Origin of the sequence: Adlercreutzia wanghongyangiae (assembly GCF_035989245.1) — a bacterium.
In the GTDB taxonomy this organism is placed as follows: domain Bacteria; phylum Actinomycetota; class Coriobacteriia; order Coriobacteriales; family Eggerthellaceae; genus Adlercreutzia; species Adlercreutzia wanghongyangiae.
In genome coordinates, this window is sequence record NZ_JAYMFF010000009.1 from 32949 (window position 1) to 46666 (window position 13718).

Below are 13718 nucleotides of genomic sequence, written 5' to 3' on the forward strand. Positions count from 1 at the left end.
GGAGGCACACCCCCTGTCCGCCGCCTACTCTTACAATTTCGCTTATATCGCGGCGTTGATGGCCGCGAAAATTGAAGTTTCCCTATACTGAAACTATCTATCAGCCTCGATTGAGGAGATGGCGTTATGAAACAGAGCGCATCTAACCGCAAGGTGAACGAGCAGGCCCGCGAGGTCATCGCGGGCATCCTCCTGTTCGACGTGTCCGATCCGCGCCTGCACTTGGTGACGATCACCGGCTGCGAGGTCAGCTACGACCGTTCGGCCTGCAACGTGTACTACACCACCGACCCGGAGCGCTATCCAGAGGTGCAGGCCGCCTTCGAGCAGGCTGCCGGGCACATCCGCTCGCTCATGGCCAAGAAGCTGTCGTGGCGTGTGGCCCCCGAGCTGCGTTTCCATCGCGACAAGTCGGTGGATCAGGCCGAGGCTATCGGCCAGGCATTGGCCTCTGAGCGCGAGCATCAGCAGCAGCGCATCGTGGAAGACACCATCGGCACCGATACGGAGTTCTAGTTTCATGGCGGTAACCCCCCAGACCAACACCACCCTGGTCGCCATCGCCGAGGCGCTGCGCGGCCGCGACCATTTCGTCATCGGCGGTCATGTGAGCCCCGATGGCGACTGCCTGGGCTCGCAACTGGCCCTGGCGGCCGCTCTGCGTCAGGCGGGGAAGGAGTGCGCCTGCGTGCTGGCTCGCGACGAGGAGCCCCCGCACGACCTGTCCTTCCTGCCCGGCTTCGGCGGCCTCGTGCCCGCGGCCCGCTACGAGGGGCCCTGCGAGGTGTTCATTGCGGTGGATGTGCCTACCGTCGAGCGCATCGGCGATGCCGCGCGTCTGCAAGAGCAGGCGTCGCTGACGGTCACCATCGACCATCATGCGGTGTCCGGCGTTATGAGCCAGCTCAGCTACACCGATCCAGATGCGGCTTCCACGTCGCTGCTCATCTGGGAACTGGCGGCTCTGCTCGGGGCTGAGCGCGACCGTATTGTCGCCACTTGCTGTTACACGGGGTTGATGACCGATACGGGTCGCTTCCAGTACCAAAATACCAGCCCCGCTGCTTTCGTCGGCGCGGCCGAGATGGTGGCTGCCGGTGCCGAGCCGCATGTGATTGCGCGGCCTATTTACCAGAGCCGCACGTTGGCCTCCATTCAGCTGGAGGGCCGCAACGTGGATCACATGGCGATTTCCGAGGACGGCACCGCGGTGCTCTCGTGGCTGTCGCTGGCCGACTTCAGCGCATGCGGCGCGGTGAAGGCCGACGCCGAGCCCATGGTGGACGTGCTGCGCTGCATCGAGGGCGTGCAGGTGGCCTGCATGCTACGCGAGCAAGAGGGCGAGGTGCGCGGCAGCTTGCGCGCCAAGGACGCTGTGGACGTGGCGGCCATCGCCCGCGAGTTCGGCGGGGGAGGCCACACGGCTGCCGCAGGTTTTACCTTCCACGGCACGCTGGCAGAGGCGGTGGATGCCCTGGCCGCCCGTTTGGGCATTGAGCATCCGTGCCGTCCCGCGGAGGCGGCCCGCTGATGGCGAAGAAGCGCGGGACGACCGATCTGTCCCTTATCGTGGGGGTGGATAAGCCGTCGGGTATGACCTCCCACGATGTGGTAAATCGGGTGCGGCGCATTTTCGGCGAGCGTCGCGTGGGGCACACCGGCACGTTGGACCCGCTTGCCTCGGGGGTGCTTCCGGTGTGCATCGGTCCGGCCACGCGGCTGGACCATTACCTGGTAGGCCACGACAAGTCCTACGTGGTGTCCGTCGTGTTCGGTACCGCCACCGACACCGACGATGCCGAGGGCGCGCCCATCCGCACGGGCGAGGTGCCCGACGAGGTGTTCGACCCCTTTTTCGCCAGCACCTTCGTGGCGAGCCTGGTGGGGAAGTCGAAGCAGCTGCCGCCGGTGTACTCGGCCATCAAGGTGGGCGGCAAGAAGGCCTGCGACGAGGCCCGCGCCGGTCGCGTGATCGATTTGAAACCACGCGACATCGAGGTGTTCTCCGCCGAGCTTCTGGGCATTTGGGGCGCCGACGGCACCGAGCCGGCCCGTTGGGACGTGGCCTTCGCTGTGTCGGCCGGCACCTACATCCGCTCGCTTGCCCGCGATATGGGAAACACGCTGGGATGCCCCGCCCATGTGGGCGCGCTTCGCCGCACGGCGGTGGGATCCGTTGCGCTGGACGAGTGCGTGAGCCTGGAAACCCTGGAAGACATCGGGCAGCGCGCGGCCTTGGACCCGCTACGGGCGCTCGGATGCCGCTTCGCCTATCTGGACGACGCGGCCGCTGCCCGGGTGCGCAACGGCGCCTTCCTGGATGCCGCCTCGCTTTCCCTGTGCGAGCGCCGGGCCGCGTCGGCCGTATCCGAGCTGTGCGCGTGCACCGCTGGCGTGCGCGAGAGCTGCGAGCCGCCGAGCGATGGCGAGACCGTCGCCTTGGTGTATGATAATCGCGTCATCGCCCTGTACGAGTACCGTGTCTCCCGCGGGCAGTTCGCCCCGCGGTGCGTGTTCCCGATTGGAGTCATCCGTGGCTATAGTGATCTCTAAGGCCGATCCCGCCTACGACGAGGCTTTTCTGGCCGGCGCCTCCGTGGCTTTCGGCGTGTTCGACGGCGTGCACGAGGGCCACCGCTTTATCATCGGCGAGGCCGCGAACACGGCCCGCGAGGAAGGCTCCCGCAGCGCCGTGATCACCTTCGACATCGATCCCGATGAGATATTCGCCCCCGATCGCCTGAAAAAGCTGATGAGCAACGAGGCCCGCATCGTGAAGCTGGCCGAACTGGACGTGGATGCGGTGGTGGTCCTCCCGTTCTCGCGGGAGTTCGCGGCCCAGAGTCCCGAGGCCTTCCTGGACGCCTGCTTTGGCGGTGGGGTGCCGAGCCATATCCACATCGGCAGCGACTTTCATTTCGGCCGAAGGGCTGCCGGCAACGTGGAGAGCCTGCGCGCCTGGGGGGCCGAGCGCGGCATGACGGTGCACGGACACGAGCTTCTAGCCGAGGGGGGCGTGCCGGTGACGGCCACGCGCATCCGCGGCCTGCTCGGCGAGGGAAAGGTGCGCGAGGCCGACGATCTGCTGGGGCGGCCGTATGCCCTTTCCGGCACGGTGCGCCCGGGTCGCGGCGAGGGCGCCGACTTCGGCTTCGCCACGGCGAACCTGGAAGTGGAGCCTTTGATGCTGGCCATCGGCGAGGGCGTGTACGCCGCCTACGCCCTGGTGGAGGGCGTGCGCTACAAGGCTGCCGTGAACGTGGGCGTGCCGGCTACCTTCGCCGATGCCTCCACGGCCAACATCGAGGTGCACATCCTGGATTTCGCCCGCGACATCTACGGGCAGCCCATCGAGGTCGAGTTCGTGGAGTGGCTGCGCCCCATGCGCGCCTTCGACAGCACCGACGAGCTCATTGCCACTGTCATGGGCAACATCGCCTGGGTGCGGGAGAATTTATAGAGCGCGAGCCTTCCCCGGTGGTCGAAAACAACAGGTTTTATAAGCGTTGAGCCCTTGCACGGCAGATTCTGGCCATAAAAGCCACGATGTCTATGCCGATTGACGCGATATGAGCGAAACGGAGAGCATCGAGCATAGACATCGTGGCTTTTGTGGCCGAATTCATGCGAAGAAGCCGTTCAGATCTTTATAAATCCCCTCTTTTTGACCGAAAAGGAGGGGATTTGATCGAAAGCCCATAGACATCGTGGCTTTTGTGGCCAGAAGGGAAAATCGCGCAAGCTTGTCACCGTAGAGGCCGCTTTTCGGCAAGACCTCTTTCTCGGCGGAGAGCTCCTCGCCGATAGACCGTCAAGGCGGTCTACTGCTTTCCGAACAGCTGGTCGTACTGGACGATGGCGTAGCCTTCACGGGCTGTCTCGGCCTGCTGCTGGGCGTCGCTCGTCACGTCTTCGCCGAACCAGTGCCACATGCCTTCGGCATCGCAGTAGCCGTTCAGGTTCATGGCCGGCAGCGCCTCGCGCAGGTTCTCGCGGTAGCGTTCCGCAGCATCGGCGGGAAGTCCCGCGGCCTCTACCAGCAGGCTGCGCAGATAGTTCAAGCTGGTGGCATCGGCATCGGCGATAGCCTGCAGGCGGTTGCCGTACTGCTGGCGGGCAGCCTCGTTCACCCAGATGAAATAGGGGGTGCGGTAGCGCTGCTGCACTTCTTCCAAGCTGGCGTCGTCCACCGATTTCCCGAAGGTGGTCTCGAACAGCCAGTCGGCGAACCCGGGCTGATGGTCGCCGAAGAACACCACGATGGTGGGCTCGTCGCGGGCGTTCAGCTCGTCCACGAGCCAGCGCAGGTCGTCATCGGAGCGTTTGATGGCGGCCAGGAACTCGTTCACCTCGGGGTTGTCCACCGTCTCGCTCTCCAAGCGCACTGCGTCCTCGGGAGGCACGAGTCCCGTGTCGTAGCCGCCGTGATTCTGGATGGTCACGTCGAACACGAACTGCGGTCCGTCTTCTTCGTCGATCTTCTGCAGGGCGCGCTCATAGGTGGCCCGGTCGGTCACGAGGTCGCGGAAGGTGTCGGCGTCCTCCATGGTGGTGATGTCGTCGAACTCGTCGAAGCCCAGCTGCTCGTAGATGCGGTCGCGACGCCAGTTGGACGCCTCGGCCGGGTGGATGGCGTGGGTGCCGTAGCCCAAGTCGCGGAAGTACGACGCCAAGTTGTCCACGCCGTCCACGTCGTAGAGCACGTAGGGGTACACGCCGCCGCCCATGTTGCCCATGGAGGCGCCGGTGAGGAACTCGAACTCACTGTTGCAGGTGCCTCCGCCCATGGCCGACACGTACACGTCGCCGGCGGCCAGGGAGTCGGCCGCCACAGCGCGGAACTGCTCGGTCACGCGCGCGGCGTTCTCCATACCCGGATACGCGGACAAGTCGGAGAACGTCTCGTTCATGATGGCGATGACGTTGGGCCCGTCGTAGGGAGCCCCCTCGGCCACGGCGGCCAGGGTCTGGTCGGCCGGAACGCCGTCGCCCTCGGCGGCGAAGGGGGCCAGCACGTCGGCGGCGGCTTCGGCGGAGTAGCCCGCGGGCGGCCGCGGCGTGAGCTCCTGGGCGCGAGAGAGGAAGCACAGCAGGGTGCCCTGGGAAGCGTAGGAGCCGCGCACGTCCCACACGTCCACCTTCACCTGAAACGCCTCCTTCAGATCCACCGTCTGGTACTGCACCACGCCGCAGGCGGCCAGGGCCACGGCGGCAATGCAGTTCACCGCGACGGCGCGTCCCGTCAGGGGCCGCTTGGGGCACCAGAGGACCAGGGCCACGCAGAAGGCGGCGAACAACCCCAGGCACAGCACGAGCCGGGGAGTGAGGAACAACGTGTAGCCCCCGGCCACCGAGGCGGCCGTGGAAAGCGCGAACAAGTCGGCGGGGACGATCGGCTGCCCCTTGAACTCGATGATGAAGAAGTTGGCAGTGCCCACGAGCAGGCACAGCCCCACGAACACGGCCAGGCTGGCCCGCGTGCGCTGTCCTGCCAGGAACACCACGCCTGCCGCCAGCGTCGCGATGAGCAGGTTCGGCAGCACGTAGGCCGCGTTCATGGAAAACGGCCCGTCGCCCCACGGCAGCGCTATCAGCACATAGCCGAGGACCACGGCCAGAACGAAGAAGCCGGCGCGCACGGCGGTGGCGGCCCCGCCGATGCGGGCGTCTTTCTCGCGCCGTTCGGGCGCGGTCTGCGATTCGGTCAAGAAACCCTCCCTTGTGATGAAAAAATGCAGCCCCATACCCTAGCACGGTGCGGACCTTCCTCGTGCCCGATGGCCTCATTCTGCGCAACAACTCCCCGCATATCGCTGAAATTCTCCAAGATGTTTAAGAGGAGACGTTCGAGGAGGCGCTTCACGCAACCAGTTCGAGCCCTCTCGTGAAGAATTGGCAGGTGCGATTCGGGCAGCGGGGAAAAGCGCGCCTGAGCGGCTATACTGGCTTCATGGAACAAGAGACGCAACAAGAGAAAATCGCCCGCATCAAGCGCGAGCTGGAAGCGGTGCCCACGTTGCCCGGCGTGTACCTGTGGAAGGACGCCGCCGGCGAGGTGATCTACGTGGGCAAGGCCAAGCAGCTGCGCGCCCGCATGCGCCAGTATGTGAACTTCCAGGACGATCGTGCGAAGATACCTCGGCTGGTGGAGTCTATCGCCAGCTTCGACTACCTGGTGGTGGACAACGAGCACGAGGCGCTGGTGCTGGAGAAGAATCTCATCAACCAGTACAGCCCGTTTTTCAACGCCGACTTCAAGGACAACAAGAGCTATCCGTTCATAGCGCTGACCAAGGGCGACGTGTTTCCCGCCATCAAGTACACCCGCGAGAAGCGGCGCCCCGGTACGAAGTACTTCGGCCCCTTCACCGATGCGCGGGCGGCGCGCGCCATGATCGATATCGCGCGGCGGGTGGTGCCGTTGTGCGCCGCCACCTGCGCCGACTGGCGAGGGCTCACCCGGATGCTCGAGAAAGACCCGCTTGCCTTCTTGAAACGCGATGCGCGGCCCTGCTTCGACTGCCATGTGGGGCTCGGCCCGGGCGCCTGTTGCGGGCAGATCACCCCCGAGGCCTATGCCGAGAACGTACGTCGCATCGAGCGCTTCCTGGCCGGCCACCACCGTGAGTTCGTCGACGAGCTGGCATCCGAGATGCAGGATGCCGCCGCCGAGCTCGATTTCGAGCGTGCGGCCCGGTGCAAGGCCCGCATCGACACCATCAACTCGCTCGCCGACAAGCAGCACGCCGTGTCGTCGCGCGATCTGAACGCCGATGTGATCGGATTTTTCCGCGAGGAGACGGTGGCCGGCGTGCACGTGCTGGTCATCCGCGAGGGGCGCATCGTGAACTCCAACGAGTTCGTGCTGAACCGCGGCACCGACGTGCCCGACCAGGACCTGCTGCGCAACTTCCTGTTCCGCTACTACGATGTGACCACCTCGGTGCCGCGCGAGGTAGTGGCGGCCGTGCTGCCCGAGGACGCGGGCGCCATGGAAGCGTGGCTCACCGGCAAGCTGGACTCGGCCCACGGGGCGAAAGTGCGCTTCACGGCGCCGCAGAAGGGCGAGAAGGCCGATCTTCTGGCCATGGCCGAGACCAACGCGCGCCACGCGCTCATGCGCTACAAGGTGCGCACGAACTACGACGACAAGCGCATCAACAACGCGCTTTTGCAGCTGGAAAGCGCCCTGGCTCTGGACGAGCCGCCCCTGCGCATCGAGTGCTTCGACATCTCCACCATCCACGGCTCCTACACGGTGGCCTCCATGGTGGTGTTCACCAACGGCAAGCCTGACAAGAACCAGTACCGCCGCTTCAAGATAAAGACCCCGCTGGACGAGGCGAACGACTTCCTGAGCATGCAGGAGGTGATGCGTCGCCGCTACGCGCCCGAGCGTATGGCCGACGAGCGCTTCGGCAGCAAGCCCGACCTCATCATCCTGGACGGCGGCAAGCCGCAGCTGACCGCGGTGCTCGCCATGTTCGAGGAGATGGGCGTGCGTGACATCGCCGTGTGCGGTCTGGCCAAGCGCGACGAGGAGCTGTTCGTGCCCTGGCAGGACACCGGTCCGGTGGTGCTGCCCGGCGGTTCGGCCTCGCTGTATTTGGTGAAGCAGGTGCGCGACGAGGCTCACCGCTTCGCCATCACCTTCCACCGCGAGCTGCGCGGCAAGGGCATGACGGCGAGCATCTTGGACGAGGTGGCCGGCATGGGGCCGGTGCGCAAGAAGGCGCTGATGGCGCATTTCAAGTCGTTCAAGAACCTGAAGGCCGCCACGCTGGACGAGATAAAGGCTGCGAAGGTGATTCCCGAAGAGGTGGCCGAGGAGTTGGTGCGCGTGCTGGCGCAGTATAATGAGCGGAAAACCGAGGCAGAGGAGGAGCTGAATGGCTGACGAGACGCAACAGACGGAGCAGATGCCCGATTTCGTGATCGTGACCGGCATGTCGGGGGCAGGCCGCACCGAGGCCATGCACGTATTCGAGGACCTGGGCTATTTCTGCGTGGACAACCTGCCCTCCAGCCTGCTCGGCGAGCTGGTGCGCGTGAACGAAAAAACCGATGCCGAGGGCGGCCGTCGCCGCCTGGCCGTGGTGTGCGACTCGCGCAACGGCGACTTTTTCGGTGACTTGGAAGCCGAGCTGGCGGCCATGGCCGAGGCCGGCATCTCCTACAAGACGCTGTTTCTGGATGCGGCCGACGACAAGCTGATCGCCCGCTACAAGTCGAGCCGACGCCGGCACCCCCTGTGCACCGACGGCACCACCATCTGGCAGGGCATCCAACGCGAGCGCCATCTGCTGATGGGGCTGCGCGACCGCGCCGACTTTGTCATCGACACCACCGACATGCTGCCCCAGAAGCTGCGCACCACCATCCGCGGCTTGTTCTCCACGGGCAGCGAGCGCAAGGGGCTGGCGGTGACGGTGTACTCCTTCGGCTTCAAGCACGGCGCGCCCTTCGACGCCGACTTGGTGATGGACGTGCGCTTCCTGCCGAATCCCTACTACGATCCCGAGCTGCGGCCGCTCACGGGGCTGGACGCGCCGGTGCGCGACTTCGTGCGCATGCGCGAGGAGACCATCGAGTTCGAGCAGAAGTGGCATGACCTGCTGGATGTGGTGATGCCGGGCTATGTGGCCGAGGGCAAGCAGCAGCTGGCCATCGGCGTGGGCTGCACCGGCGGCCAACACCGGTCGGTGGCGCTGGCCGAGGCCACGGGCGACTACCTGAAGTCGAAGGGCTACCGGGTGAGCGTGGCCCATCGCGATCTGCGCCTGGCCGAGCGCGGCCACGATGTGCGGCGCGAGAGCGACAACGTGCTGGATGCACGGGCGAACGCCGGGAAGGACGCGTGAGTCCATGGCCATTCGGAAAACCGACGCCTTCCGCGTGGACCCGGCGGCCACCGCGGCCTTCTCAGCCCTGAAGAGCGCGCTGCCGAACCTGCGGGGGCTCGACGAGGATGACCGGGCTCTGCGCGCCGTGGTCATCGGCGGGGGCACCGGTGCGCCCGTGTCCATCCGCACGCTGCTGTCGCTCGGCGTGAGCACGAGCGCGGTGGTGGCCATGGCCGACGACGGCGGTTCCACCGGCGTGCTGCGCGAGGAGGCCGACGCCACGCCGCCCGGTGACATCCGCAAGTGCCTGGTGGCCTTCGCGAAGGATCCCTCCGACCCGCTGGTGCGGGTGTTGAAGTACCGCTTCTCGGTGGCCCGCGACCACGCGTTGGGAAACCTGCTGCTGACGGCTTTGGAAGACGCCTGCGGGTCGTTTCCCGAGGCCATCGCCGTGTGCGAGCGGCTGGTGGACGCCCAGGGCCATGTGTACCCGTCCACGCTGGATCACGTGGTGCTGTCGGCGCGCACCTGCGACGGGCGCGTGCTGGACGGCCAGGCGGTGGCCTGTCATTCCAAGACGGCGCTGGAATCGGTGTGGCTGGCCGCCGAGGACGGCCGGGTGCCGCGGCCCTACGAGCCGGCGCTTCAGGCCATCCGCGAGGCCGATCTCATCGTGCTGGGCCCCGGGTCGCTGTTCACCTCCATCATTCCGAACCTGCTCATCCCGGGGGTGGTGGACGCCATCCGCGCGAGCCGCGGGCGGGTGCTGTTCGTGTGCGCCCTGGCCGACGTGCAGGGGGAGACCTGGGGACTTACGGCCCGCGAGCACTTCGAGGCCCTGGCCGCCCATGGCATGGAGGGGCTCATCGACTATATGCTCGTGCACTCCAAGGTGCCCCTGCGGGCGGAGAGTCCCGCCACCGGCAGCTTCGCAGCCATCTCGGGCGCCGAGCTGGAGCACGCCTCCACGTCGGATCTGAACGACACGCAGCTGACGCGCGGCGTGCGGCCCATCTCCATTTCCTACGGCGATATGCTGGCCATCCAGTCGCGGGGGCCCATCGTCATCAGCCGCAACCTGGTGGACGCCGAGCGCCCCACGTGGCACTCGCCCTTCGCCCTGCGCGACGCCTTCCAGAGCGTCATCAAGCTGTCGCGGGCGCGCCGGAGCTAGCCATGTCGTTCACCGCCGAAGTGAAGGACGAGCTGGCTCGCGTGGCGCCGGGCTGCGCCGCCTGCGAGAAGGCTACCCTGGCGGCCCTGGTGCGCATCGAGGGCACCTTGTTCGTCAGCGGGCCGGCCCGCTACCGTGTGGAGGTGGCCACCGACGCCCCGGCCGTGGCGCGGCTGGTGGTGCGGCTGCTGCACTCCATCTACGCGCTGAAGACGAACCTCACCATGCGCCGCTCGGTGCTGCACAAAACGCCGAACTACCTCATCGAGGTGCCCGCCCAACCCCATTTGGCCGACGCCCTGCGCGACATGGGCGTGCTGTCGGAGGAGGGCGGCCTGGAGATGGGCATCAAGCCCGACCTGGTGGCGCGGCCCTGCTGCGCGGCTGCCTACCTGCGCGGCGCCTTTCTGGGATCGGGCTTTATCTCCAACCCCAAGAGCGATTTCCACTTCGAGATCACCGTGGAGACCGAGCCTCTGGCCGAGGGGCTGGTAGGGCTGATGGCCCGCAAGGACATCGGCGCCCGCATCATGCAGCGACGCAGCTCGTACATGGTGTACCTGAAGAGCGGCGCCTCCATCCTGGAGTTCCTCGCCTGGACGGGCGCGCACCAGGCGGCGCTGTCCATGGAAGAGGAGCGCGTGGTGAAGAGCGTGCGCAACGACGTGAATCGCATGATCAACGCCGAGATGGCCAATCAGGCCAAGGCCGCCGGGGCCGCCGTGGACCAGATCTACGCCATCCGCGCGGTGGTGGAGCACTACGGCATGGAGAACCTGCCGCCGGCCCTGCAGGACTTCATCCGCCTGCGGGTGACCTATCCCGAGGCGTCGCTGAAGGAGCTGGGGGAGCGCGCCAACCCGCCGCTTTCCAAGAGCGCCGTGTACCACCGCGTCCGCCGCATCGAGTCGATGGCCCAAGAGGCCTCCGAAGAGGTGTAGGGGAAGGACCGGGGGTGCCCGGGGCGGTTCGTAGGGGAGGGCTTCAGCCCTCCCGCCCCAGCCCGATAGCGCTCTCTCGTCCCCGACCCCTTCCTGCCGACGTGCGCCTGCTGAAAAAAGGGGGGGGCAGCCTCTTAGCGCGTCTCATTTCCGTTTCACCGCTTTGTGCAGGTGTGACGCTTTCTTCGGCTGCTCGCCTAAGAGAGTGGCCGCAGCGGGCCTGTTCGTAGTACACTAACGAAGCTACTTAGCATTTACTGTACGTCCCTGCATGGGCATCGCGAGTATCTTGTGAAAGGAGATACGCATGACAACCAAGGTAGGCATCAACGGATTCGGCCGCATCGGTCGCCTCGTGTTCCGCGCCATGGCCGACGATCCCGAGGTCGAGGTCGTCGCCGTCAACGACCTGGGCGAAAAGGCCACTGCCGCTCACCTGCTGAAGTACGACTCCATCCACGGTATTCGCAACTTCGACATCGAGGTGGTGGACGACGGCCTCATCGTGGACGGCAAGCACGTGACCATGCTCTCCGACCGCGATCCGGCGAACCTGCCCTGGGGCGATCTGGGCGTCGACGTGGTCGTGGAGGCCACGGGCATCTTCAAGACCGGCGAGCTGGCGCAGAAGCACCTGGACGCCGGCGCCAAGAAGGTGGTCATCACCTGCCCGGCCAAGGGCGAGGACATCACCATCGTCATGGGCGTGAACGACGACCAGTACGATCCCGCGGTGCACAACATCATCTCGAACGCTTCCTGCACCACCAACTGCCTGGCCCCCTTCGCCAAGGTGCTGCTGGAGAACTTCGGTATCAAGCGCGGCTACATGAACACCATCCACTCCTACACCAATGACCAGAAGATCCTGGATTTGCCCCACAGCGACCTGCGTCGTGCGCGCGCGGCTGCCGTGTCCATGATCCCCACCACCACCGGTGCCGCCCGTGCCGTGTCCCTCGTGCTTCCCGAGCTGCAGGGTCGCCTGGACGGCTTCGCCACTCGCGTTCCCACCCCCGACGGGTCCATGGTGGACCTCACGGTGGAGCTGGAGAAATCCGTGACCGCCGAGGAGATCAACGCCGCCATGAAGGCCGCGGCCGAGGGCCCCTTGAAGGGCATCCTGGAGTACACCGAGGATCCCATCGTGTCCATCGACATCGTGGGCAACCCGCACTCCTCCATTTTCGACTCGCAGTTGACCATGTGCCTGGGCGGCGAGGGCAATTTCGTCAAGTGCATCAGCTGGTACGACAACGAGTGGGGCTACTCCAACCGCGTCAAGGATCTTGTTAAGATTCTTCTTCCGTAGGAGTAAGAATCTTAATCAAGATCGCCGACGCTGCGGTTCCGACAGGCACCTGGCCTTGCCCCTTGTTTGGGGCACGGCGCGGCGCGAAGGCCGCTTGGCCCCAAGGCGGGGCAATTCCAGGCACCGGTCGAAACCTCGCTGACTTCCTTGGGCGAACCAGTGAGGCAAAATAATTAGTATTTTGAGAATCCCGGTTCCCTTGATGAACCGGGTTTTCTCTTTGGAAAGGAACAACATGGCCGATATCAAGACCATCGACGACGAAAATTTCGCGGGCAAGAAGGTGCTCGTGCGCGTCGATTTCAACGCGCCGGTGGACGGCGAGGGCAACGTGACCGACGACACGCGCATCCGCGCGGCGCTGCCCACCATCAACAAGCTCATCGATGATGGCGCCAAGGTGATCCTCACGAGCCATCGTGGGCGTCCGGCGGGCGAGGGATTCGAAGAGGCCTTCAGCCTGGATCCCATTGCCCGGCGCCTGCAGGAGCTCATCGGCCGCGACATCGTGCTCACCCGCGACCTGACCGGTCCTGCGGTCGCCGAGGTGGTGGACGCGATGGCGGACGGCGACGTGGTGCTGCTGGAGAACATCCGCTTTGATGCACGCGAGAAGAAGAACGACCCTGCCTTCGCCCGCGAGCTGGCCGATCTGGCGGACGCCTACGTGAACGACGCCTTCGGCACCGCGCATCGCGCCCATGCCTCCACGGCGGGTGTGGCGGAATTCTTGCCCTCGTACGCGGGTTATCTCATGGAGCGCGAAGTGGGCACGCTCACGGGTATGCTGGACGAGCCCAAGCGCCCCTTCGTGGCCATCCTCGGTGGGTCCAAGGTGTCCGACAAGATCAAGGTGATCGACGCGCTGCTGGACAAGGCCGACACCCTCATCATCGGCGGCGGCATGTGCTTCACCTTCCTGCTGGCCCAGGGCCACGCCGTGGGCACCTCCCTGAAGGAAGAGGACTGGGTCGATCGCGCCGCGGCCATGATCGAGAAGGCCCGCGAGCGCGGCGTGAGCCTGCTTCTGCCCGTGGACGTGGTGGTGGCCGACGCCTTCGCCAACGATGCCGCCATCGAAACGGTCTCGGTGGACGCCATTCCCGCTGATATGATGGGCCTCGATATCGGCCCGGCCACGGTGGAGCTGTACGCCGAGGCCATCGGCATGGCCAAGAGCGTGTTCTGGAACGGTCCCATGGGCGTGTTCGAGATGCCGTCCTTCGAGGCGGGCACCCGTAAGGTGGCCGAGGCCGTGGCGGCCAATGAGGCGGCCGATACCATCATCGGCGGCGGCGACTCGGTGGCCGCTGTGAACAAGTTCGACCTGGCCGATGCCATGACCTTCATATCCACGGGCGGGGGCGCCTCCATGGAGCTGGTGCAGGGCGAGCAGCTGCCCGGCGTGGAAGCGCTGCGTTAAGCGCTCCCTGTCATCCTGAGCGGAG

The 13718-nt window shown here is 65.8% G+C and carries 11 protein-coding genes; 10 read left to right on the forward strand and 1 reads right to left on the reverse strand.

The annotated features are described in order from the left end of the window. The first annotated feature begins 126 nt into the window (after positions 1–126). From rbfA to ribF, 4 genes are read left to right on the forward strand one after another with little or no spacing between them, the layout of a single operon-like run. Complete coding sequence (gene rbfA, locus VIN30_RS05180; RefSeq protein ID WP_338209852.1) at positions 127–516, forward strand: 30S ribosome-binding factor RbfA; 390 nt, start codon at positions 127–129, stop codon at positions 514–516. A 4-nt stretch (positions 517–520) separates the two neighbouring features. Continuing rightward, positions 521–1531, forward strand: coding sequence for a DHH family phosphoesterase (locus VIN30_RS05185; RefSeq protein WP_338209854.1), 1011 nt, complete (start codon positions 521–523; stop codon positions 1529–1531). Then, complete coding sequence (truB, locus tag VIN30_RS05190) at positions 1531–2553, forward strand: tRNA pseudouridine(55) synthase TruB (RefSeq protein ID WP_338209856.1); 1023 nt, start codon at positions 1531–1533, stop codon at positions 2551–2553. Before VIN30_RS05185 ends, truB begins: the two co-directional genes overlap by 1 nt. Then, positions 2534–3460, forward strand: a complete 927-nt coding sequence (gene ribF, locus VIN30_RS05195) for a riboflavin biosynthesis protein RibF (protein ID WP_326423570.1) — start codon at positions 2534–2536, stop codon at positions 3458–3460. The genes truB and ribF overlap by 20 nt, the downstream gene beginning before the upstream one ends. Before the next feature lie 361 nt (positions 3461–3821). On the opposite strand, the gene VIN30_RS05200 is transcribed toward ribF, so the two are convergent. After that, positions 3822–5708 (reverse strand): LTA synthase family protein, encoded by a 1887-nt coding sequence (locus tag VIN30_RS05200; RefSeq protein WP_338209858.1) that lies wholly within the window; start codon positions 5706–5708, stop codon positions 3822–3824. Positions 5709–5950: 242 nt separating this feature from the next. Between VIN30_RS05200 and uvrC the strand changes: the two genes are divergently transcribed. The 6 genes from uvrC (at position 5951) to VIN30_RS05230 (ending at position 13693) form a co-directional block, all read left to right on the forward strand. After that, positions 5951–7897: an excinuclease ABC subunit UvrC gene (gene uvrC / locus VIN30_RS05205; RefSeq protein ID WP_338209860.1), complete on the forward strand. Its 1947-nt coding sequence runs from the start codon at positions 5951–5953 to the stop codon at positions 7895–7897. After that, a complete protein-coding gene (rapZ, locus tag VIN30_RS05210) occupies positions 7890–8861 on the forward strand; it encodes an RNase adapter RapZ (protein ID WP_326423567.1) in 972 nt (323 codons plus the stop codon). Before uvrC ends, rapZ begins: the two co-directional genes overlap by 8 nt. Positions 8862–8865: 4 nt before the next feature. Next, on the forward strand, positions 8866–10017 hold the full coding sequence (locus VIN30_RS05215; protein WP_338209863.1) for a gluconeogenesis factor YvcK family protein: 1152 nt from the start codon (positions 8866–8868) through the stop codon (positions 10015–10017). A 2-nt stretch (positions 10018–10019) separates the two neighbouring features. Then, positions 10020–10958 (forward strand): DNA-binding protein WhiA, encoded by a 939-nt coding sequence (whiA, locus tag VIN30_RS05220; protein ID WP_338209865.1) that lies wholly within the window; start codon positions 10020–10022, stop codon positions 10956–10958. 307 nt (positions 10959–11265) lie between these two features. Next, on the forward strand, positions 11266–12270 hold the full coding sequence (gap, locus tag VIN30_RS05225) for a type I glyceraldehyde-3-phosphate dehydrogenase (RefSeq protein ID WP_326423564.1): 1005 nt from the start codon (positions 11266–11268) through the stop codon (positions 12268–12270). Between the two features lie 235 nt (positions 12271–12505). Beyond that, entirely contained in the window at positions 12506–13693 is a 1188-nt protein-coding gene (locus VIN30_RS05230; protein WP_338209868.1) for a phosphoglycerate kinase, read from the forward strand. Positions 13694–13718: the final 25 nt, after the last annotated feature.

What these genes read in the sequence shown, in the direction of transcription:
- rbfA (WP_338209852.1), top strand. Translation starts at nt 127, where the DNA reads ATGAAACAGAGCGCATCTAACCGCAAGGTGAACGAGCAGGCCCGCGAG.
- VIN30_RS05185 (WP_338209854.1), top strand. Translation starts at nt 521, where the DNA reads ATGGCGGTAACCCCCCAGACCAACACCACCCTGGTCGCCATCGCCGAG.
- truB (WP_338209856.1), top strand. Translation starts at nt 1,531, where the DNA reads ATGGCGAAGAAGCGCGGGACGACCGATCTGTCCCTTATCGTGGGGGTG.
- uvrC (WP_338209860.1), top strand. Translation starts at nt 5,951, where the DNA reads ATGGAACAAGAGACGCAACAAGAGAAAATCGCCCGCATCAAGCGCGAG.
- rapZ (WP_326423567.1), top strand. Translation starts at nt 7,890, where the DNA reads ATGGCTGACGAGACGCAACAGACGGAGCAGATGCCCGATTTCGTGATC.
- VIN30_RS05215 (WP_338209863.1), top strand. Translation starts at nt 8,866, where the DNA reads ATGGCCATTCGGAAAACCGACGCCTTCCGCGTGGACCCGGCGGCCACC.
- whiA (WP_338209865.1), top strand. Translation starts at nt 10,020, where the DNA reads ATGTCGTTCACCGCCGAAGTGAAGGACGAGCTGGCTCGCGTGGCGCCG.
- gap (WP_326423564.1), top strand. Translation starts at nt 11,266, where the DNA reads ATGACAACCAAGGTAGGCATCAACGGATTCGGCCGCATCGGTCGCCTC.
- VIN30_RS05230 (WP_338209868.1), top strand. Translation starts at nt 12,506, where the DNA reads ATGGCCGATATCAAGACCATCGACGACGAAAATTTCGCGGGCAAGAAG.